The organism is Streptomyces sp. NBC_00582 (genome assembly GCF_036345155.1).
Taxonomy (GTDB): Bacteria; Actinomycetota; Actinomycetes; order Streptomycetales; family Streptomycetaceae; genus Streptomyces.
The window spans coordinates 202444-221441 of record NZ_CP107773.1 but is presented as its reverse complement, the minus strand read 5'-3'; the positions used below and the strand labels follow the sequence as shown (position 1 = coordinate 221441).

At 69.9% G+C, this 18998-nt stretch carries 17 protein-coding genes; 15 read left to right on the top strand and 2 right to left on the bottom strand.

Features of this window, described 5'->3' with window-relative positions; genetic code table 11:
* The first annotated feature begins 1 nt into the window (after position 1).
* From OG852_RS50085 to OG852_RS50040, 10 genes are all read left to right on the top strand, one after another.
* Positions 2 to 865, top strand: coding sequence for a hypothetical protein (locus OG852_RS50085; protein WP_330351824.1), 864 nt, complete (start codon positions 2 to 4; stop codon positions 863 to 865).
* Positions 852 to 2390, top strand: coding sequence for a CpaF family protein (locus OG852_RS50080; protein ID WP_330351823.1), 1539 nt, complete (start codon positions 852 to 854; stop codon positions 2388 to 2390). The genes OG852_RS50085 and OG852_RS50080 overlap by 14 nt, the downstream gene beginning before the upstream one ends.
* Positions 2391 to 2392: 2 nt before the next feature.
* Positions 2393 to 3292, top strand: coding sequence for a type II secretion system F family protein (locus tag OG852_RS50075; protein WP_330351822.1), 900 nt, complete (start codon positions 2393 to 2395; stop codon positions 3290 to 3292).
* On the top strand, positions 3289 to 4188 hold the full coding sequence (locus OG852_RS50070; protein ID WP_330351821.1) for a type II secretion system F family protein: 900 nt from the start codon (positions 3289 to 3291) through the stop codon (positions 4186 to 4188). Before OG852_RS50075 ends, OG852_RS50070 begins: the two co-directional genes overlap by 4 nt.
* A gap of 23 nt (positions 4189 to 4211) precedes the next feature.
* Positions 4212 to 4439 carry a hypothetical protein gene (locus OG852_RS50065; RefSeq protein WP_330351820.1) on the top strand — a complete coding sequence of 76 codons (228 nt, stop codon included), beginning with the start codon at positions 4212 to 4214 and terminating at the stop codon, positions 4437 to 4439.
* Positions 4439 to 4843: a TadE/TadG family type IV pilus assembly protein gene (locus OG852_RS50060; RefSeq protein ID WP_330351938.1), complete on the top strand. Its 405-nt coding sequence runs from the start codon at positions 4439 to 4441 to the stop codon at positions 4841 to 4843. Before OG852_RS50065 ends, OG852_RS50060 begins: the two co-directional genes overlap by 1 nt.
* On the top strand, positions 4840 to 5274 hold the full coding sequence (locus OG852_RS50055) for a TadE/TadG family type IV pilus assembly protein (protein ID WP_330351819.1): 435 nt from the start codon (positions 4840 to 4842) through the stop codon (positions 5272 to 5274). The genes OG852_RS50060 and OG852_RS50055 overlap by 4 nt, the downstream gene beginning before the upstream one ends.
* Positions 5271 to 5726 (top strand): pilus assembly protein TadG-related protein, encoded by a 456-nt coding sequence (locus tag OG852_RS50050; protein WP_330351818.1) that lies wholly within the window; start codon positions 5271 to 5273, stop codon positions 5724 to 5726. Before OG852_RS50055 ends, OG852_RS50050 begins: the two co-directional genes overlap by 4 nt.
* 8 nt (positions 5727 to 5734) lie before the next feature.
* Complete coding sequence (locus OG852_RS50045; RefSeq protein WP_330351817.1) at positions 5735 to 9529, top strand: LysM peptidoglycan-binding domain-containing protein; 3795 nt, start codon at positions 5735 to 5737, stop codon at positions 9527 to 9529.
* 381 nt (positions 9530 to 9910) lie between these two features.
* On the top strand, positions 9911 to 10195 hold the full coding sequence (locus OG852_RS50040) for a hypothetical protein (RefSeq protein ID WP_330351816.1): 285 nt from the start codon (positions 9911 to 9913) through the stop codon (positions 10193 to 10195).
* Positions 10196 to 10280: 85 nt separating this feature from the next.
* Here OG852_RS50040 and OG852_RS50035 read toward each other — a convergent pair whose 3' ends face one another.
* On the bottom strand, positions 10281 to 11021 hold the full coding sequence (locus OG852_RS50035) for a hypothetical protein (protein WP_330351815.1): 741 nt from the start codon (positions 11019 to 11021) through the stop codon (positions 10281 to 10283).
* Between the two features lie 137 nt (positions 11022 to 11158).
* On the opposite strand from OG852_RS50035, the gene OG852_RS50030 reads away from it, so the two are divergent.
* Genes OG852_RS50030 through OG852_RS50020 form a run of 3 tightly spaced genes read left to right on the top strand, consistent with a single transcriptional unit; the run spans position 11159 to position 13046 of the window.
* On the top strand, positions 11159 to 11425 hold the full coding sequence (locus OG852_RS50030; protein WP_330351814.1) for a hypothetical protein: 267 nt from the start codon (positions 11159 to 11161) through the stop codon (positions 11423 to 11425).
* Positions 11422 to 11979 carry a hypothetical protein gene (locus OG852_RS50025; RefSeq protein WP_330351813.1) on the top strand — a complete coding sequence of 186 codons (558 nt, stop codon included), beginning with the start codon at positions 11422 to 11424 and terminating at the stop codon, positions 11977 to 11979. Before OG852_RS50030 ends, OG852_RS50025 begins: the two co-directional genes overlap by 4 nt.
* Positions 11976 to 13046 (top strand): hypothetical protein, encoded by a 1071-nt coding sequence (locus tag OG852_RS50020; protein ID WP_330351812.1) that lies wholly within the window; start codon positions 11976 to 11978, stop codon positions 13044 to 13046. Before OG852_RS50025 ends, OG852_RS50020 begins: the two co-directional genes overlap by 4 nt.
* A gap of 433 nt (positions 13047 to 13479) precedes the next feature.
* Here OG852_RS50020 and OG852_RS50015 read toward each other — a convergent pair whose 3' ends face one another.
* Positions 13480 to 14442, bottom strand: a complete 963-nt coding sequence (locus tag OG852_RS50015; protein ID WP_330351811.1) for a S1 family peptidase — start codon at positions 14440 to 14442, stop codon at positions 13480 to 13482.
* Between the two features lie 760 nt (positions 14443 to 15202).
* Between OG852_RS50015 and OG852_RS50010 the strand changes: the two genes are divergently transcribed.
* Positions 15203 to 16507: a helix-turn-helix domain-containing protein gene (locus OG852_RS50010; RefSeq protein WP_330351810.1), complete on the top strand. Its 1305-nt coding sequence runs from the start codon at positions 15203 to 15205 to the stop codon at positions 16505 to 16507.
* Between the two features lie 168 nt (positions 16508 to 16675).
* The gene (locus OG852_RS50005; protein ID WP_330351809.1) at positions 16676 to 18886 is read left to right on the top strand and encodes a hypothetical protein; all 2211 of its coding nucleotides are present in this window, start codon (positions 16676 to 16678) and stop codon (positions 18884 to 18886) included.
* The last annotated feature ends 112 nt before the right edge of the window (positions 18887 to 18998 follow it).

The following is an 18998-nucleotide window of genomic DNA, read 5'->3' as shown; positions in this document are numbered from 1 at the left end:
GATGGCTGTCATCGCGTTCTGCGGCGCCAGCGGCGGTCCCGGCGCCACCACCACCGCGCTCGCGGCCCTGCTGACGTGGCCGCTGGCCGGCGGACGGCGGGTCGTGCTGGCCGAGTGCGACCCCGACGGCGGGTCGGTGGCCGCCGGCTACCTCGAGTCGAGGGTCTTCGGCGACCGCGGCCTGCACCACCTGCAGATCGCCGACCGGCGCGGCCACCTCGAAGAGGTCTTCTGGCAGCAGCTGCTGAACCTGTCCGAACCCGAGGCCGACGCCAACCGACTGCTGCTCCCCGGACTGATCAGCCCCGCACAGGCGGCCGGCCTGCACCAGACCTGGCCCCGGCTCAGCCAGCTGTTCAGCGACCTCGAACAGCGTGAGAGCGGCTACGACATCCTCGTCGACCTCGGCCGCTCCGGGGCCGCGGGCGCCGCCAGCGCCCTGGCCCGCAGCGCGGATCTGACCGCCGTCGTCGTCCGCGGCACGCTGCGGGCCGCCCACGCGGCCAAACCCCGGGTGGAAGCCCTGCGCGCCGCGCTGCAGATGCACGGACGTGACAGCAGCCGCATCGGGCTCGTCGTGGTCGGCGAAGGCCCGTTCCGCCCCCGCGATCTCGCCGAGGAACTCCAGCTGCCGATCTTCGCGGAGCTGCCCTTCGACGAGAAGACCGCCCATGTCCTCTCCCACGGTGGCGACGGCGGCCGGGGCTTCGGCACCACGCCGCTGATGCGCAAGGCCGCGGAGATGTCCCGCACCCTCCAGACCCTCGCTGTACAGGAGCAACTGCGGCTGAACGCCCCGGCGGAGCACCGCCCCACCACCCTCTTGCGCCGCCTGAAGACGGGAGCCGGTCATGACGCGAGGTAGGCCGCTCTTCCCCGGGCCCGATTCCTCCGGCCCGGGGAAGTTCCAGCCCCACCCACCGGCCGCCGCACCGCGCGCCGAGAATTCCGGCAGCCCTGCCCCCGGCACGGCGGCGCTGCCGGGCGCGCCCTCGGCCGCCGGCCGCGCGGCCCTGTGGGAGTGGGGCACCGTGCGCGCCCTGCGCGACGAGCTCAGCTCGCTGATGGCGCCGGAGTACCAGGCCTACAAGGAGTCGGCCGGCAAGGAGATGACGGCCGAGGAGGCCGAGCAGCGCGGGTGGGAGATCATCCAGGACCTCGTGGCCCGCTGGGCGGCCGATTTCTCCGCATCTCGGCAGATCTCTCCAACCTCCGCCGATGAGACCGGCCTGGCCCAGGCCGTCTTCGACCTGCAGTTCGCGCACGGCCGTCTCCAGCCCTATCTGGACGACGACCAGGTCGAGAACATCCTGATCAACGGCTGCGACAACGTGTGGGTGGACTACGCGAGCCAGCCCAACCGCAGGGTCGCGCCGATCGCCGAGTCCGACGAGGAACTCGTCGAGCTGCTGCAGATGCTCGCCCGGCGCCACGGCGCCGGTGAGCGCAGCCTGTCCAAGGCCTCCCCCACCCTGGCCCTGCGGTTGTCGGACACCTCGCGCCTGCAGGCCATGATCGAGGTCACGCCCCGCCCGTACGTCGTGATCCGCAAGCAGCGGGTGCGCGACGCCAACCTGGAAAAGCTCGTGGAGTTCGGCACCATCGACGCGAGCCTGATGCACTTCCTCAAGGCTGCAATGGCCGCCCGCAAGAACATCATGATCAGCGGCACGCAGGGCGTGGGGAAGACCACCATGCTCATCGCGCTCGCCCGGGAGATCGACCCCCAGGAGCGGGTCGGCACCCTGGAAACCGAATTCGAACTCTTCCTCCACGAGGTCGGGCACCTGGAGCAGGTCGTGCCCATGGAGGCCCGCGAGGGCAACGGCGAGCGGGTCGACGGACGGGATGCCGGCGAGATCGAGCTCGCCGACCTGATCGCGCCGTCGCTGCGCATGATGCTGCGCCGCATGATCGTCGGCGAGGTCCGGTCACGGGAGATCGTCCCCATGCTGCAGGCCATGAGCGCCGGCGAGGGCGGCTCGATGTGCACCATCCACGTCAAGCGCGCCGACGCGGTGTTCGCCCGCATCGCCCAGCTGTGCATCCAGCACGGCGGCGGCATGACGCAGGAACTCGCCTACCTCACCTCGGGCATGGCACTCGACTTCGTCGTGCACATCCACATGGACGACCGAACCGAACACGGCGGCGTCAAGGAGCGGTTCGTCCACCAGGTCCTGGAAGTAACCGGTGAGTTCAGCGAGTTGAGCGGAGCCCCCGCGTTCAACCGGATCTTCACCCCCGGCCCCGACGGCCGTGCCGTGCCCACCGGTGTCCAGCCCGCCTGCCTCGACGACCTGATCCGCGCCGGCTTCAACCCGGAGTGGCTGTCCAACTTCCAGAACGTCGGGGCCTGGATGTCCCGCCCGAGCGGCAAGGTGGCCTGACCATGGGGATGCTGATCGCCGGATTCGTCACGGCGGGCATGGTGGCCGGCCTGCTGCTGGTCTTTGCCGGCTTCCGCGGCTCCGCCGCCCCCGCCTCCGCCCGCCCGGTGAAGGTCCGCCAGGCCCGGCCGCCCAGGGCCCGCCGCATGCTGCGCCTGCAGATCGGCGGCGCGGCCGCGGGCGCCATGCTGATCTGGGCTGTCACCGGGTGGCTGCCCTCCGCGCTGCTCATGGCCCTCACCGTCTTCTTCCTGCCGTGGCTGCTGAACCCCAACAAGAGCGCGACCGAGCAGATCGAGCGTCTCGAAGCGCTCGCCCAGTGGACCAAGCGACTGTCCGACCTGGTGAAGACCGGCATCGGGATCGAGGACGCGATCGCCACCTCGGTGCGTACCGCGCCCAAGCCGATCGAGCGGGAGGTCGCCGACCTGGCCGTGCGGCTGCACTCGCGGATGGAGCCGCGCGAGGCCCTGACCGCGTTCGCCCGGGCCCTGGGAGACCCGCGGGCCGACCTGGTCGCCGCGGCGCTGCTCCTGCGTATCCGCGACCGCGGCCCCGGCCTTGCCGACGTCCTGTCCGACCTGGGCAACCGCACCAAGGACATCGTCCGGCGCCGCCGCGACACCGAGGCCTACCGGGCCAAGCACCGCACCACGGTCCGCTGGATCTGCGCCATCACCGTCGTCGTCGTCATCGCCACCTCCTTCAACAAGGAGCAGGTCGAACCGTACGGAACACCCCTGGGGATGATCGTCATGCTGGTCCTGATGGCCGCCGTAGTCGCCTTGTTCTGGTGGATGAACCGGCTCGGCGCCACCGTCACGCTGCCCGGCTTCATGGGCAACAGCGCTCCCGCCTCACCCGCGGCCAAGCCGGCCGAGCAGATGGAGGGGACCCGATGACACCGCTCGCTCTCGCCCTGCTCATCGGCGCCGGCATAGGCGCCGGCCTGTTCCTGCTCGTGCGCGAACTCTTCCCCTCCGGGCCCGCCCTGGGCCCCGCCCTGGAGCGCCTGCACGGCACCGCCGCCGCTCCCCGGTCCCACAAGACCGACGACGAACCCCCTGCCCTGACCCGCGCCGGGGACGCGGTCGCCGAGCGCGTGCGCCACTGGCCCGGCATCACCATCCCGGTCAAGAACCTGAACCTGGTCGGCGAATCGGTCGGGGAGCTGTTCGGGGCGAAGCTGCTGCACTTCGCCGTCGGGCTGCTGCTGCCCTCCCTGTTCACCCTGATCGTCACGATGGCCGGCATCCAGTTCTCGGTCGTCCTCTCCGGCCTCGTCGGCCTGCTGGCCGGCGCGGGGATGTGGTTCGTGCCCGACGCCCAGCTCGCCAAGCGCGCCGCCCGCGCCCGCGCCGAGGCCACGCAGGCAGTCATGGCGTACGCCGAACTCGCCGCGATGGAGCGGGTCTCCAGCGCCGGCGCCCAGGACACCCTGGAACGGCCCGCCGAGGTCGGCAGCGGCTGGGTCTTCCAGCGCATCCAGGCCGCCCTGCTGCGTGCCCGCCTCGACCGTGCCCCCGCCTGGGAGGCACTGCGCCAGATCTCCGACGAACTCGACGTGCCGGCCGCCGCCGACATCGCCGACATCGTCAGCAGCGCCGGCACCGACGGCGCCGCCATCTACGCCACGCTGCGCAGCCGCGCCGAAAGCCTCGCCGACGAACAGGCCGCCGATGACCAGGCCCGCGCCAACGCCGCCTCCGAAAGCCTCGTAGTGCCCGTGACCCTGCTGTCCATGGTGCTGCTCGTGTTCTTCGGGTTCCCGGCCGTGGCCCGCATCTTCTCCGTCTGAACAGCACCCAAGGGAGCACCACCGTGAACGACCTGAACCTGCGCATAGCCGCCACCGCCCACGCCGCCGTGCTCCGACTCACCGCACTCGTCCACCACCACCTGGACACACTGCGCGAAGAGGACGACCGGGGCGACAACAACATCTCGATGATCATGTGGATCGTGGGGGTCGTGGCCTTCGCCGCCCTCGCCATCGCCGCGTTCAAGGTGCTGGGCCAGAGCAAGCTCGATGGCATGACGGGCCTGTGATGCGCTGCCCCGCCTGGGCCCGCCGCCTGGGGAGACGGCTGCGCGAGGACGACGGTGACGCGTCGCTGGAGATGCTGATGTGCTTTCCCGCCGCCCTCCTGCTCGTCTTCCTGGTGGTGGACGCCTGCAACATCTACTTCGCCAAGACCGCGGCGACCACCGCCGCCCGCGAGGCGATCGCCGGTGCCCGCGGCTACGGCAGCACGCCCGGCGAGGGTGTCCGGCGGGCCGACGCGGTCTTCGACCGGGTCGGCGACAGCTTGCTCGCCCCCCGGGTGAGCGCCAGCAGCAGCGCCGAGCGCATCGAGTTCACCGTGACCGGCAAGGCCCAGTCCGTCCTCGGCCTGAACATCACCGTGACTGAGCACGCCAGCGGCCCGGTGGAAAGGTGGTCCAATCCGTGATCGTGCCCGCGCGCTGGAACCAGGACGACGACGAAGGCCGCATCGCGGTCGAGTTCGTCATGTGGGTGCCGGCCGTCCTGCTGTTCTTCGCGCTGGCCATGGTCGCCGGGCGCGTCACTACCGCGAGCAACGCGGTCGACGCCGCGGCCGCCGACGCCGCCCGCGAGGCCTCCCTCGCGCGCACCGCCGACGAGGCCTACCCGCGAGCCAAGGCGGCGGCCCAGTCGGCGTTCGACGACAGCAAACTGCACTGCGCGAGCACGTCGGTCACCGTGGACACCTCCGGCTTCTCCGCACCGCTGGGCCAGTACGGGGCGGTCACCGCGCGCGTCCGCTGCACCGTCGCGCTCGCCGACCTGGGCGCCGGGTTCGGATCCAAGACCGTCGAGTCGTCCTTCACCTCCGTCATCGACAGGTACCGGCAGCGATGAACCCACTGACGCGTCTTCGCACCCTCCTCACCCCGCTGCGCGATGACCGCGGCTCCCTGTCCCTGTGGTGGATCCTCATGGTGATCCCCTTGCTGATCATGCTCGGGATCACCTACGACCTGGGCGGCAAGCTCCGCGACATCGAGCACGCCGACGCGATCGCCGCCGAAGCCGCCCGGGCCGGCGCGCAGGCCATCGACCCCGCGCAGGCCGTACCGGGCGACGCCGTCGTCCTCGATCCGGCCAAGGCCGCGGCCGAGGCCCGCCGCTACCTGACTGCCGCCGGAGTGGACGGCACCGTCACCGTCGACGGCAACGGCACCACCATCACCGTCGACGTCACCACCCGGCGCCCCACCGTCTTCCTGCAGGTCATCGGCCAGCCCTCGCTGGACGTCGAAGGCCACGCCTCCGCCGAGCTGCTCCACGGCGTCGGCGCTCCTGAGGAGTGAATCCCGCCATGACACCCCGCCGCTCCCGCCGCCCCGCCGTCAACCTCCTGCGCGGCTTGGCCAGCCTCCTGGTCCTGCTCGCGTTGCTGGCCGGGCTGCCCGCACTGCTGTGGTTCCTCACCGGCGTGCTGCTGCCCCACGGGGTCTCCCTGGACGAGATCACCACGCTGCTGACCTCCCGTAACCTCGGCGCACCATTCTTCGCCGTGGTCATGGCCGGCGGATGGATCGGCTGGGCCGTCTTCGCCGTGTGCACCGTGCTGGAGATCCCCGCCCAGCTGCGCGGCCGGCCGAGCCTGTCCATGCCGTCAATGGGCGTCCAGCGCCTGGCGGCCACCCTCGTCGGCGGGGTACTGCTCCTGCTGCCCGCCGGCACCGCCATGGCCGCCCCCTCCCACGCGGCCCCCGCACACGCACCCACCCACGTCTCCGCGGCTGCAGCGCCGCAGGCCGCACCTGCCAGCGCACCCCGCTCCGCAGCCGCGGCGGCGACCACCACCCACTACACCGTTCAGCCCCGCGACAGCCTCAGCAAGATCGCGCAGCAGGAACTCGGCGACGCCGCGCGCTGGACAGAGATCGCCCAGGCCAACGACGGGCACACCATGACCGACGGCACGAAGTTCTCCGCCCGCGGCGTCCTCCAGCCGGGCTGGAAACTGTCCATGCCTAAGGACTGGAAGCAGCAGGACCAGACTGCTGCGGAGCCCTCCGGCGCCCGCCACAGCGAGCACACGGTGCGCTCCGGCGAGAACCTGTCGACGATCGCCGAAGACGAACTCGGCGACGCCGGCGACTACATGGACATCGCCCGCCTCAACCAGGGCAAGAAGCAGGCCGACGGCCGCACATTCACCGACCCGGACGAGATCTACCCCGGGTGGAAGCTCGTCCTGCCCAGCTCCGCCTCCGCGCCTTCCCAGGACAAGCCTGCCGACGAGCACCCCAGCGCCGATCAGGACTCCTCCACGGACAAGGACACCGGTGAGAAGGAGGCGTCGCCCACCGCCCCGGCCCAGAAGCCCGACACCCCTGACCGTGATGCCGCCGGCTCCGACACCAACCGGGACCCCATGCCCTCTACTTCCGAGCCGTCCGCGCCCGCCACCCCTGCGCCCGACCACTCCTCCCCGGCGGCCCCCGACCAGCACACGCCTACGGTCGAGACCGCCGGCGAGGACGACGGGCCGAGCGTTGCCGTCACCGCGGCCGCGGTCACGAGCCTGTTCGCGGCCGCCGTACTGGCCGTGCTCGGCGCGCGCCGAGCCCACCAGCAGCGCCGACGCCGCCACAAGCGGCGCATTCCTATGCCCGACGAGCACACAGCCAGCGCCGACCTCGAGCAGGAGATGCGCAACAACGCATCCGCCGACGGCCTCGATCTGCTTCACCAGGCTCTGCGTGCCCTGGCGGCCAACTGCGCCCGCACCGGCCGGCCTCTGCCCGAGATCGAAGCGGCCCGACTCGATGCGCGTGGACTCGAAGTTCACCTCTCAGCACCGGCTCCGGCCATCGCCCCCTTCACCGAGAGCGAGTCCAACCCCGCGGTGTGGTGGTGCCCCGGCCGCGGCGCGGCACTGCTGTCCTCCGACGAGGCCCGCGACACCAACGCCCCTTACCCGGCCCTGGTCAGCATCGGCGAGACACCCGACGGCGACCCTGTCCTGATCAACCTCGAGACCATAGGCCTGCTCCAACTGCACGGCAGCACGCAGGACGTGGCCGCGGTCATGCTCGGGATGGCGGTGGAACTCGCCTCCTCCGCGCTCACCGACGACACCTCCCTGCAGCTGTCCGGCATCGGCGCCGAACTCCAGGACGTCTTCCCCGCCCGTGTCCAGCACCATCCGGCGCTCAGCTCCGCCCTGGACGAAGTGCGCGCGCACGACGCCCTCCAGCGCGGCGCCCTGGACGCAGCCGGCGCCGACAGCCTCCTCGCCGCACGCCTGGGCGCCGACGGCGGCGACACCTGGATCCCCCAGGTCCTCATGTGCCCGAACGTGCCGACCGAGCAGCACGCCGAGGACCTGGCCGACCTGCTCTCCTCCCGGCCCCGCACCGCGCTCGCCGTGATCACCGCCGCCGACGGGGCTCTCCAGCTGCCGGGCACCTGGCTCGTGCCCGCCGCACCCGGCGCCGAAGTCGAACTCCCGGGCCTGGACCTGACCGTCACGTTGCAGCGCCTGGAGGCCGAGGCGTACGCGCCGCTGCTGGACCTGCTGTCAACGGCCAACCGCACCGACGACGTCCCCGCCCCGCCGTGGACCGCGGAACCCGACGCCGCATCCCACCTCGACCTCTCGGACGACGACGGCTCGGCGCTCGCCCCGCAGGCCACCGGCAGCCAGCCGGCCCCCGTCCAGGTCCACGTCACCACGACGTCCGCGAGCGACTCCGCCGTGGCCCTCCCCGACTTCAGCGCTCTCGCCCCGGCAACAACCGGCACCGCGCCCGAAGCCGGACTGGAGGCTTACCCGGAATCGGACTTCGACAGTGGTCTGTCGCCGGAGGCCGCCGGATACGGCCCGCAGGACGGGCCTGAATTCCCGGTGGAACAGTCCCCGGAGGCCGAAATGCCGCCGACGGGCACGCCGGTCGACGATGAAGACCCGGCCTCCACGGCGTACCCGCCGTACACCGACGGGCCGGAGCCGTGGGCGCCGGACGAGGACAGCGCCCTGAGCCCTGCCGTCAGCCACGCCCCTTCCGTCCCCGCAGACCTCGCCGAGCCGGCCGCCCCTCACGATCCCGACAACGGATCCACGGCGGACTTCGACGACGTCTTCGCCGAAGTTCTCAGCGAGCAGCAGCGCGACCGTTCCCCGTTCGATGTACCTGAAGACCTTGGCGCCGACGATGACAACCTGGTCGGTCCGGCATCCGACGCCAACGGCTTCGTCGACGACACGGACGCCGGCCCGGAGCCGGCACCCAATGCCGCCCCGAAGGTGCAGACGCCGGAGCCGCTCCTCGCCAGGGTCACCGCCGTCACCTCCAGCGTCCTCGCGGCCCTGAACACACCGCCCGACCCGCCCGCCGCTCCGCAGATCCGCGTCCTGGGCCCGGTCGACGTGGTCGGCGCCCTGGGCCGCGTAGAGTCCAACCGCCGCAACTCCCTCACCGAGATCGCGGCGTGGCTGGTGCTGCACCCCGGCCGCAACCGTCACGAGCTCGACGAGGCGGTCTGGCCCGGCCAGCGCGTGTACGCAGGCACCCGCAACACCGCCATCAGCAAGCTGCGCACCTGGCTCGGGCGCGACCCACGCCTGCCCGCAGACGCCCCCGACAGCTCCTACCTGCCGCCCATCAACAACGGCGTCTACGCCTTCAACCAGGACGTCACCGCCGACTGGCACCAGTTCAAAGACCTCTACCTCAAGGGCATGCACCACCAGGGCGAGGACGCCGACACCGCCCTCGCCCACGCCCTCGCCCTGGTCCGCGGCCGCCCCTTCGCCGACATCGACCAGAGCCGCTACGTATGGGCCGAACACGACATCCAGGAGATGATCTCCGCCACCATCGACGTCGCCCACGAACTCGCCATGCGCCGGACGGCCGTCCGTGACTTCCGGGCCGCAGCGAACGCCGCATCCGTCGGACTCACCTGCGACATCCAGGCCGAACTGCTCTACCGCGACCTCTTCCAGATCTACAGCGCGACCGGCGACCGAGCCGGACTCGAGCGCACCGCCCACCAGCTCAACAGAATCTCCACCGAGACGGGGCTCGACAGCTCACCCGAGACGGTGGCTCTCCTCAACACGCTGCTGGCCGCCAACTCGCTGGGGGCCGCGATGTAGGTTCCGCAGGTTCGCGAGCAATTCCGCGTGATCTGAGCATCGGTAACGTTCAGTTGTCGTCTGTTAGTAATCGCCTGGTATTGGCTGTTCCCCTTCGCACTGTTCCAGTCTGGCCACAGAGCTCCTGAGAAGGGGCAGCCGGAAGAACGCGATTTCCACGGCTTCCATTCGGTACGGGACAGGTGGCCAGGCGGTCCGTGGTGATGCCGAATGGGACGATGGGCTCAGCTTTCCGGGGATTGGGGCCCCCGGCCTCCGCGGTCGGGGGACCGAGCCTCACCGAGGGAGCCACCGGCCCGCATGGGCTCACCGTCTTCCGGCTGCATCCCGAGATGCAGGAAGACGCCGGAGCAAGCCGACACCCAGAACGGGGACAAGACGATGCATGAGATCGGCGGAGGAAGCGCCGAGAGCGACGATCGCGGAGCAGAGGTGGACACCCCTCCCGGCGACTTCCATGTGCGGATGACGTTCATTAAGGACGGGCCGGCCATCGACGGCACCTGGGCCGACGGCGAGGTGGCCTTGCGCAAGTTCCGCGGCCTCGTCGGCACGCACGGGAGTGTGCCCGGCGTGGCCATCACGCTCAAGGTCGAGGCTGGCAACGAACAGGAGCCGCTGCGGACGTGGGCCGAGGGCGTCGAAGTGATCCACCGGGATCTGTAGCCACACCGCCAGGGCGAGGACAGTCACCCTCAACAACGACCGGCTGCGGCGAGCTGGCACGGCAAGACGCTCCCCTTTCTCTGGATCAAGGCATATGACTGACGTCCAGAAATTCGCCCGGGCACAGGTCGCTCTCTGCGAGCTGGAGGCGTCGGGCCAATTCTTCGATCGCGGCTTGAAGGAACGTGTTCTCCACGTTAGTCAATGGGCGACTGCCACCTCCCACCTTCCGTTCGAGGCTCCAGCCGGAAACTTCGTGAAGTCTCTTGATCACTCCTCGGCTAACCTTGAGCTTTTGCGCAGCAGCCCTATCCCCGCCAGCCCATACCGAAAGAAAAGTGGAAAGCCAGTAGCCGGCGTCTGCGACCGGTCTGCGGCCCTGCCTCACAGGTCGCAGACACATGAGTCTGACCGTCTGAGCAGCAGGCGTGTCCCGCCAGGACCAGTCAGGGGCAGGTGGAGAGCTTCGCTCGACGCTCACCGATTCGCCCTCAACGAACCCGGCAACGTCCATCTGAACGCCTGGCAGTTCGCCGGGCAGACGCTCCAGAGTCGCTTGAGCGAATGTGAACTCGAGGAGCACTCTTTCCTCAAGTTCGGCCTTTGCTCTCCATGCGTCTAGTTTAGGTTCGAGTGCTTCACGGGCATCCTGCACCGAAGGGTATGGAGAGCTGCTTGCTGCCGCATCGAGAGTTCGCTCGTTCAGCACCAATTCCCATCCGTCGGCATTGAATGAAACTGGAAATGCATTCTCGTTCCACACCAGGGGGTGCTGGTCTTTCCATGTGACCGAGTAGAGCAATCCCTTGACTCTCGCTTCATTCATGTCGCAAGTGTTGCCCCGATATTGCTGCCCAGCAAGCTCAAGAGAGAACGGGTCGACAACCAGCCCACTACATTTGCCCAAACTGCCCCTGAACAGGGGAAACGTCAAACTGCTGAAGGAGTACTAGGCTCCTCCTCATGCCTGAGCCCTCCATTCAGCAGCCCGGTCTCGTCGACCTCGACCCCGCCCTGGCGGAAGCGGCCATCACCCCCGAGTTCTGGCGCGGCCAGATCGCCGCGCGTCTCCCGGAGGAACCCGGCATCAGCGGGCAGCAGATGCTCGACGCCTTCCAGCGCGCCTACCGGCGGCACCTCGCCGACGAGATCGAGCAGCGTGGCCTGCTGACCGCCGCCGAGGTCGTCGCGGCGCTGCGCGCCGGGCAGTTGGGCAGGTTCCCCGCGTGAGCCAGCCCAAAGCACCTCGCTGCGCCGGCGAGATCGCCGCGCGGATCACCCACACGGCCGCCGCCCTGTGCAGCGTGCTCAACTCCCGCGAGCAGCCCACCGCCGCCGGCGACTCCGGGCACGACCACGGCCTGCACATCTTCGCCCGGCGCCTGCTGGTCGGCGTCGGCGAACACGTCGCCCCCGGGCAGGCGCCGACCGCGGACGGCGTGGCCCAACTGGTGCTGGACGCCGAGCCGTTGCGCGAGGCTCTCGCCTTCCGTGAGGACGCGAACGCACGCCGCCGCCAGACCGACTGGGAACTGCACTCGCTGGCGTACATGCTGCTGACCAGCCTCGACCTGCTCAGCACCCGTTACCCCGAGGTCGACGCGCACGTCGACGCGGCCATCCGCGAGCGGCAGCGGGCAAAGCCGTTCAGCGAGTCGGTCGCCGCCGTGCTGGCCGACTGGCCGGTGGAGCAGCGCGCCCGGCTCGCCGACGAACTCGCGGACCAGGGCTATGAGTTGCCCCCTGACGTGGTCGACGCGCTGCGGACGGTGCCGGACGCATGAGCGCTGCCGACCACGACCTGCCCGACCTTGACTGGGAGCCCCGCACCGACGACCAGTTGTACAACCCGTCCAGGGAGGTGGAGCACCCGGGTAGTGAGGTGTTCTTCCCACCGGTGCCCAACGGCCTGGACTACCTGGTCAGCGTGGGCGAGTACTTGGCACTGGGGGACGAGCGGATCAGCGCCCGGGACCTGAAGTACGCCGTTCTCCATCTGGCGGCCGGCGCCGAGGTGCTCCTCAAAGCCCGGCTGCAGCTGGAGCACTGGTCCTTGGTCTTCAAGGACCCAGGCCAGGCCAAGCGGTCAGAACTGGAAGACGGCACGCTGAAGAGCTGTGGCCCGGACGAGACCGTTCAGAGGCTGAAGGACATCGCCGGGATCCCCATCAGCGACAAGGACTCCAGCGCCCTGCACAAACTGGCGAAGCACCGCAACGCGTTGCAGCATTACGGGCTGATCGGTCCGGCGGCGAACGCCCGCGCCGTGGAGAGTCAGGCTGCGGAGGTGCTGGACTTCCTGATCCGTTTCCTCGACGAGGAGCTGCTTCCCGCGTTGCCGGCGCCGGAAGCGGAGAACACCCGGGCGGACATGGAGCAGATCCGCGGCGGTCTCTCTCAGATTGAAGGCTTCGTCAAGAAGCGCATGCAACGGATACGCGCGGACCTGGAACCACTGCGGGACCGCACCCTGCGGTGCCCCGACTGTGACCAGTGGGCACTGATCGCCGAGCCGCGGAAAGACCGTGTGAGCTGCTGGTTCTGCGGCTCTTCCCAGCCGACGCACGACGGGGCAACGATGTATGCCGTGTTCGTGCTGGGCCGCGACCCGGGAGCACCGGACCTGCTCGGGATCATGGCTGTGGAATCGTGCCCGGACTGCAACGAGGAAAGTCTCGTGGTGGGAGCGAAGACCGCCGCAGCGCCGGACGAGCAGGTGTTCTTCTGTTTCTGGTGCGCCCGGGCGATTCCGGGGCTGGCGCACTGCTCCCGCTGCTTCGTGCCGTTCCGCGCGCGGGAAGACGAGACCACCTGCAGCAACTGCTCGGGCAACGTCGCCGCATCGCACTGAAGAGAGAGACCTGGACGCCAGAGCGCGCCGATGCCCCAAGAAGGCCTACGGATCGCTTGCACGTGGCCCTCGCCGCGATCTGGGCCCCGCGCAAACCCTGTCGGACCACCTAACTGGACCCACGCTCGTGCACCTCGGCGAAGGAGACCCGCCACTGCTCCGGCGTGAACTGTTCACCAGGTCGGAGAACCGCCACCACGCCGCCGACAGCAGCTTCGTGCTCGCGATGCATATGCCGTACACCTCCCGACGCACAGCCTCACGCCGATGCGCCCGGCCGGCCTGCAACTGGCGCTCCGCGCATGAGAACACACGGGTCGCTGACGCGGGTACAGGCATGCATGGAGATGCGAGTAGGAGATTTAGCCGCAGACCCGCGCCGCGGAAGAGGCGTCCATCCTCGTCGTCAGACTCCGAGCGCCCGCCCTCGGCCTCACGAGCGTTCACGAACCGGGGCGCAGTTCCCGGGCTGATCCCCATCTCCGTTGGCGTATCGGTCGCCGTCGTCGCTCACCGACGGTGCAGCCGGTACGAACGTAGGCGACCAGTTTGGTGGGGCGATTTCCGGGAGAAATCCGAAGAGGGCGTCCGTCGTCCAGACCATGCCCAGGTCGGAGTTCGGATCCAGTCGTCCGCTGTAGATCCCGACCAGGGCCGTGACCGACTCCTCGTGCATGTGAACGACACCGTCAGCAACGACGGGTTCCCCAGGCCGGATATGCATCACGACTGGAGAACCGGACTGGCCCGGGCGAGTCCGGGAGTCGAGCAGGAATCCGGGAAGTCCTCCCCAGCCGGCGAGCGGTTCGCTGGCCACTGGAGCTGCCGTCCAGACGGCGAACGGCCAACTGCCGGTGTCCCCGAAAGGGAAGCCCAGGACGAAGAGGCGGTCTGTGATCCGCAGAGGGATGGGGGTGTCCGCCTCGCTGCCGAACTGCGCACGACGTTCTTTGGGAGACAGCTCACGCAGAGTGGGCCAGGTGTTGGGCATGGCCGCGTCCACCGCGGGCCCTGGCACGTCGCCAATACGCAAGGCGGCGACATCGATCCGCCGCTCGACGGGGCTGCGAAACCGTGGGTTGGCCTGGAACTCATCGAACTCGTCGTCGTACAACTCGTACTCGACATGGATGGGCGCAAGGTCGTCTTCGCCCGCGAAGCGCACGCGAATGTAGTCCGGGCACAGGGCCTTGTCTGACCTGATCTCGCCGGTATCGGAGCGGCGGCCGCTCAAGACATGCCAGGCCGTAACGAGCCAGTAATGTCCGGGAATTCCGACCAAAAACCCCGTAGCGGACCCAAGGCGCTCGTCATCCTCGTCCCCGCGGGAGCGGAACCAGGATTCCATGTATAGGGCGGCGTACGACAGCGTGTGAACGCGGTGGGCTCCTTGCATGTCGGGAGCCTATGGGCACCCGACATGCGCGGCGTGCAACCTTCTGCACTTTCTACGCTGCCGCCCCTAGCTCCGGGTGCCGGACGTGGGTCCGTATGTCGGCCCCGACAGCGTGCAGCAACACGACCGGCTCGCCGGCCACTATGCGTTCTGCGACACGGTCTCGCCCTGCGCCGTCCACGTACGACGCACACGCTCGCGCCCGCCCGTCTCTTCAATGAGCCAGACCACGACCTTTGGATCCCTGCTGTAGAGCCCGGCCCACTCCGTGTAACGGTCGCGAGCTCGATGTCAGCGCCCACTCCCCTTGCACGGCTGGGCCGTTGGCCACGAACCGCAGACGGGCAGCGATACCTGGTCTTGATCGTGGTCCTTCCGAATCGCTTCGATCGGGTAGCTGTAACCCATTGCTGTGCCCCGGCTCCCCAGCCGCAGAGGAGGGATCGGCGCTCAGGCCGGCGATTCGTGAAACGCGCTCCGCGGAGCGGCAACCCCGGCCGGGCTGTGGCGACGGTTACCCAGCGGGCACTCTCCGGTGTCGAGATCGCGATGAGGGAACCGCCCACGGTCGTGGCGGGCGCGAGGCGGCTCCGTTCCTGTCGCCGGTTCCCGGGCCGGGACACCGGGACAGCGGGGTCGCTTGCCTGGTGAAGCCGCGGACCGCCCAACCGAGCGGGTGCGTCCGGCGGCCGACCCCGCCGATGTCAACGTTTCCGGAGTGCCTTGTCTTCGCTGGTCGAAGGCCTTCACGCTGTGTTCCGTGACCGCACAACGACAGGAATCACGCCCGCTCCACCCCGACGTACGCAAGCGCCGTAGCGCCGCCGTGCTCGCCATGGCCGCCGCGCTCGAACACCGTCCTACGCCCACTGCCCCTGACCAGCGGGCGTTCCTGGTGTGCCTGGCCGATCTCGCCCGGATCTGCCTGCCGAACGGCCCGGACAGCACACCCGGCGACGATGACCTGCGAGTCCTCGCCTTCGCCGGGACGATGAGCCAGTCCAACGACCACGGCTACCGCGAGACCGACGAGATCTTCGACGGCGATCTCCTGATCGACGGCGCCTATTACCAGATCCCGGACAGCCGCCGCGGCCCCTACGCCGGGGCCCCGGAAGATCCCGAGACCAATCCGCGGCGGCTGGTGGCGCGTATGGTGCTGCGCATCCTGCAGCAGGTGACCGACGAGGAGAAGCACCTGACGGCCGCTCGTGACCTGCTCACCTGGGCCGTGGACGCGCCGCCCCTGGCCCGCGAGTTGATGACACGTCGGGTTCGTGCGGGAAAGAGCCGCTCCGAAATCGCCGCCACCGCCAAGGTGTCGTCCGTGAGCACGGTGAGCAACTGGGAGTCAGGGCGCACGATCCCCCACCGTCACGACTGGCCCGGGCTGTGCGACGCCTACGGCTTCACGCATGAGGAGTTCGTACGCTTCCTCGACCGCACCGGGCCGCCCGAGCGGCGTGGCGCACCCTCCCGCGAACCCGCCGAACCCGACCCTGGTGCTACCTCCGACCGTGTCGACGTACCGCATGACGACTGCGATGTGCAGAAGCGCCGGGTCACCCAGGAGGCGCCCCGGCTGGGTGCGCACCCCGTCTGGCAGGACGACATCGACGGCCTGCCCGGAATCGGGGGATGGTTCATCGACATCCTCCAGGACGAGGACGACACCGATGACGCTGGCGCCCGGCGCCGGCGGTCGGGGCCGAGCACGATCCCCAGGTCCGCCCCGGAATCCGGAAGCGTGCTCGGGCCGGTGTCACTGTCGGCGCTCATGCACCGGTCGGACTGGGCGGTGTTCCTCCTTGAGACGAGCGGTCCGCTCGGCGATCACGCGACCCGGCAGGTCGCGGGGCGTCAACGGGGTACTCGTCCCGACGGTCAGGCCGTCGCAGCGGCCCTGGAAACAGCCGCGGAGCTGGGTCTTGCCTACCAGCACGCCCGCAGGCTGCACTCGCTCGGCCAAGAGCCCCCTGCGTCGGACCTGGAGGCCGCGGCCGAGCGGGGTGTCGCCGATGCGCTGTCGAAAGTCGCGGTGCTCACTGTCATCTTCAGCCGCTGAGGCAGCCATGCGGTTTTTCCTGACCACGTCCGGAGCAGCTACCGGCATGCCACGCTGGCCCCCGGCGTCCGGCTGTCGCCCGCACGCGGCGCCTCTGCCCGACTCGGCGTGGAAGACTGAGCCGGTCGCCGCCCTACCGCCCCGGGCGGGACGGGGTGGAGAGACGAATTGAGCAGGCCCGAAGACACCGATGCGTTCAGTGTCTACGCCGAGGACGCCCAGTACTACGAGCTCCCGGAAGAGGACCTGGACAGATCGCTGCCCGCGTTCTCCCGTGGTCTTCTGACGGCGGCCGGCCGCATGCTCGCCACCCTCGCCTACCGTGACGCCGCCACCTACGGGGACCGGTCCTTCGATCGCTCCGCCCCGCAGGCAACCGGCACCGTTCTGCACCTGGCGCCCGAAGCCTGCGACACGCGCGACCGCGCCTTCCGGGCCGGGGCGGCCCGCGCCTTCCACGATCTGGCCGAGGATCTCGACGCCGGAAAGGCCCCGCTGCCGCGCTGCGTAGCGGAGGACTGGGCCCTCGCTCAGATGCTCACCCTGGCATCGCGTGCATGCGCGGCCAGCGACGGAGAACTTCGCGCCCTGGGCGTCCCCCTGCCCGAGGAGGGCAAGGAGGGTTCGTACCGTCCGCCGTACTGGGAGGACGCCTGGCAGTTCATCGTCGAGGGCGCGAAGTACTCGATCCCCGAAGCCCAGCCCGCGGACACCGGTGAGGACGCGGAGGACGTCGAGGACGAGACGATGCCCGAGCCCGAAGGAGGCTGGGACGGGCCGGACTACTGGTTCTCGCCCTACTCCATCACCACGCCCCGCGACCCGCACCGTGGGCATCCCGCATGGGCGCAGGCCCACCTCGACGGCGCACCCCTGGTCCCCGCCGGCCCGCTGTCCGCCGAACGCACCGCCGAGCTCTTGCGGCTCGGGTCCCGGACCACGGCGTGGGACGCCTACGAGGGCCAAGCGGAGTACGAGGAGCTCGCCGAGGTCCTCACCCCGCAGGCGGCCCAGGTCCTGGCGGTGGCCGCCGGCATCGTCGCCGAGCGCGGCTACCACGACCTCCTCCACTACGGTGACCGCGTCTTCGACCGGCCATCCGAGGAAGACGAATGGCGGCTCGACGACTCCTTCCTGCTGGAGCTGCCCCCGATCTGCGACGGACAGGGAGCCAGCTGGCGCCTGGCCATGGTCCGCGCGCTCGACGACCTCGCCGACGACCTGCGGGCCGGCCGCGCACCCCTGCCGCGCTGCACCGCCGAGGAACTCGCCTTCCACCTGATGCTGCGCGAAGCCGAAGTGCTGTTCGACTACCTCGAAGACGACGAGGACTTCGCCGAGGGCTACGGGCTCCCGCCAGCCGAGGAGTTCACCGCCCGGCACCGGCAGTCCAGCCTCTGGCGCGAGGCCTTCCTCCAGGACGAGGACGTGCTGTTCCACTACGACGAGAGCCTCGCTCACGTCGCAGCCGACCCCGACCATCCCGCCAGCCAGCAGCTGGGCACCGGAGACCTGCGCCCCAACGCCTGGTTCGTCACCTTCGGCAATATGCGGCCCCGCGACGCGGCCCGCGGCTTCAATCCGGACGTCCTTGACCAACTGCGCACCGCCGACCCGGACGCGTTCTTCGCGAGCACCCCCGCCCTGACCGCCACCGTGCCCGAAAGCCCCTCCACCGCACCGGACTTGCGCGACGAGTTCGAGACCTTCATCGGCTATGCGCAGCGGCGTTTCTTCAACGAACCGACCGCGGTAGCCATGGCCGCCAGCCTCGACCGGCTTCTCACCCTTCTCCTGGCGACCCCCGTTCTCGGTCTCGACGTGTGGCCGCGTCACGACCGAGCTCAGGCCGAGCAGGCCGGACCGCTTCTGGTCGACCGCGACTTCTGCCTTGCCGGCCGCGCCCACGTCTGGAGGCTGCACGCGGACCAGAATGAGCGTCACGCCCGCACCTGGGCCCTGAAGCTCCTCGACGACTGCTCCGCCTACGCGCTGCGCGCCCTCGCTGCCCCGGTCCCGTCCTACCTGGCGCACCGCGAGCCCGCGCGCCCCGCGCCCGACCCGCAGTTGCCCGGCAAGATCACCGCGCGGCTGAACGAACTCGCCGAGCCGGACACCGCACGCGGCACCCTGCGCCACCAGCTGGCCGCACACAAGATGACCTGCGCCGACCTGGCCGACGCGGCGATCCTGCCCGAGACACTGGTCGCCACATGGCTCGACGGCACGGGCACCATCTCGCCGGCCCAGCTCGTCCGCTGCGCCCCGGTGCTGCAGATGCCCGAAGACGTGCTTCTCGCATGCCTTGGCGGCGGCCGTGACCGCCACTACTGGCCGCTGCCCCAGGCCGATCCGGATCAGATCGCAACCGGCACCTGAAGCCGGCAGCGGGGTGAATAGCCACTGCTCGCAGAGTTCGGCCGGTGCACAACGTGCTGGACCACGCCGCCTGGCGGCCGGGCGGGCGATAGGATCGGGGCTGCGTCTGTCA

Bases quoted from the DNA above. Each gene is read 5' to 3' on its own strand.
- OG852_RS50070 (WP_330351821.1), top strand. From the start codon at position 3,289: ATGACACCGCTCGCTCTCGCCCTGCTCATCGGCGCCGGCATAGGCGCC.
- OG852_RS50035 (WP_330351815.1), bottom strand. From the start codon at position 11,021: ATGAATGAAGCGAGAGTCAAGGGATTGCTCTACTCGGTCACATGGAAA.
- OG852_RS50060 (WP_330351938.1), top strand. From the start codon at position 4,439: ATGCGCTGCCCCGCCTGGGCCCGCCGCCTGGGGAGACGGCTGCGCGAG.
- OG852_RS50080 (WP_330351823.1), top strand. From the start codon at position 852: ATGACGCGAGGTAGGCCGCTCTTCCCCGGGCCCGATTCCTCCGGCCCG.
- OG852_RS50030 (WP_330351814.1), top strand. From the start codon at position 11,159: ATGCCTGAGCCCTCCATTCAGCAGCCCGGTCTCGTCGACCTCGACCCC.
- OG852_RS50050 (WP_330351818.1), top strand. From the start codon at position 5,271: ATGAACCCACTGACGCGTCTTCGCACCCTCCTCACCCCGCTGCGCGAT.
- OG852_RS50040 (WP_330351816.1), top strand. From the start codon at position 9,911: ATGCATGAGATCGGCGGAGGAAGCGCCGAGAGCGACGATCGCGGAGCA.
- OG852_RS50015 (WP_330351811.1), bottom strand. From the start codon at position 14,442: ATGCAAGGAGCCCACCGCGTTCACACGCTGTCGTACGCCGCCCTATAC.
- OG852_RS50075 (WP_330351822.1), top strand. From the start codon at position 2,393: ATGGGGATGCTGATCGCCGGATTCGTCACGGCGGGCATGGTGGCCGGC.
- OG852_RS50020 (WP_330351812.1), top strand. From the start codon at position 11,976: ATGAGCGCTGCCGACCACGACCTGCCCGACCTTGACTGGGAGCCCCGC.
- OG852_RS50085 (WP_330351824.1), top strand. From the start codon at position 2: ATGGCTGTCATCGCGTTCTGCGGCGCCAGCGGCGGTCCCGGCGCCACC.
- OG852_RS50045 (WP_330351817.1), top strand. From the start codon at position 5,735: ATGACACCCCGCCGCTCCCGCCGCCCCGCCGTCAACCTCCTGCGCGGC.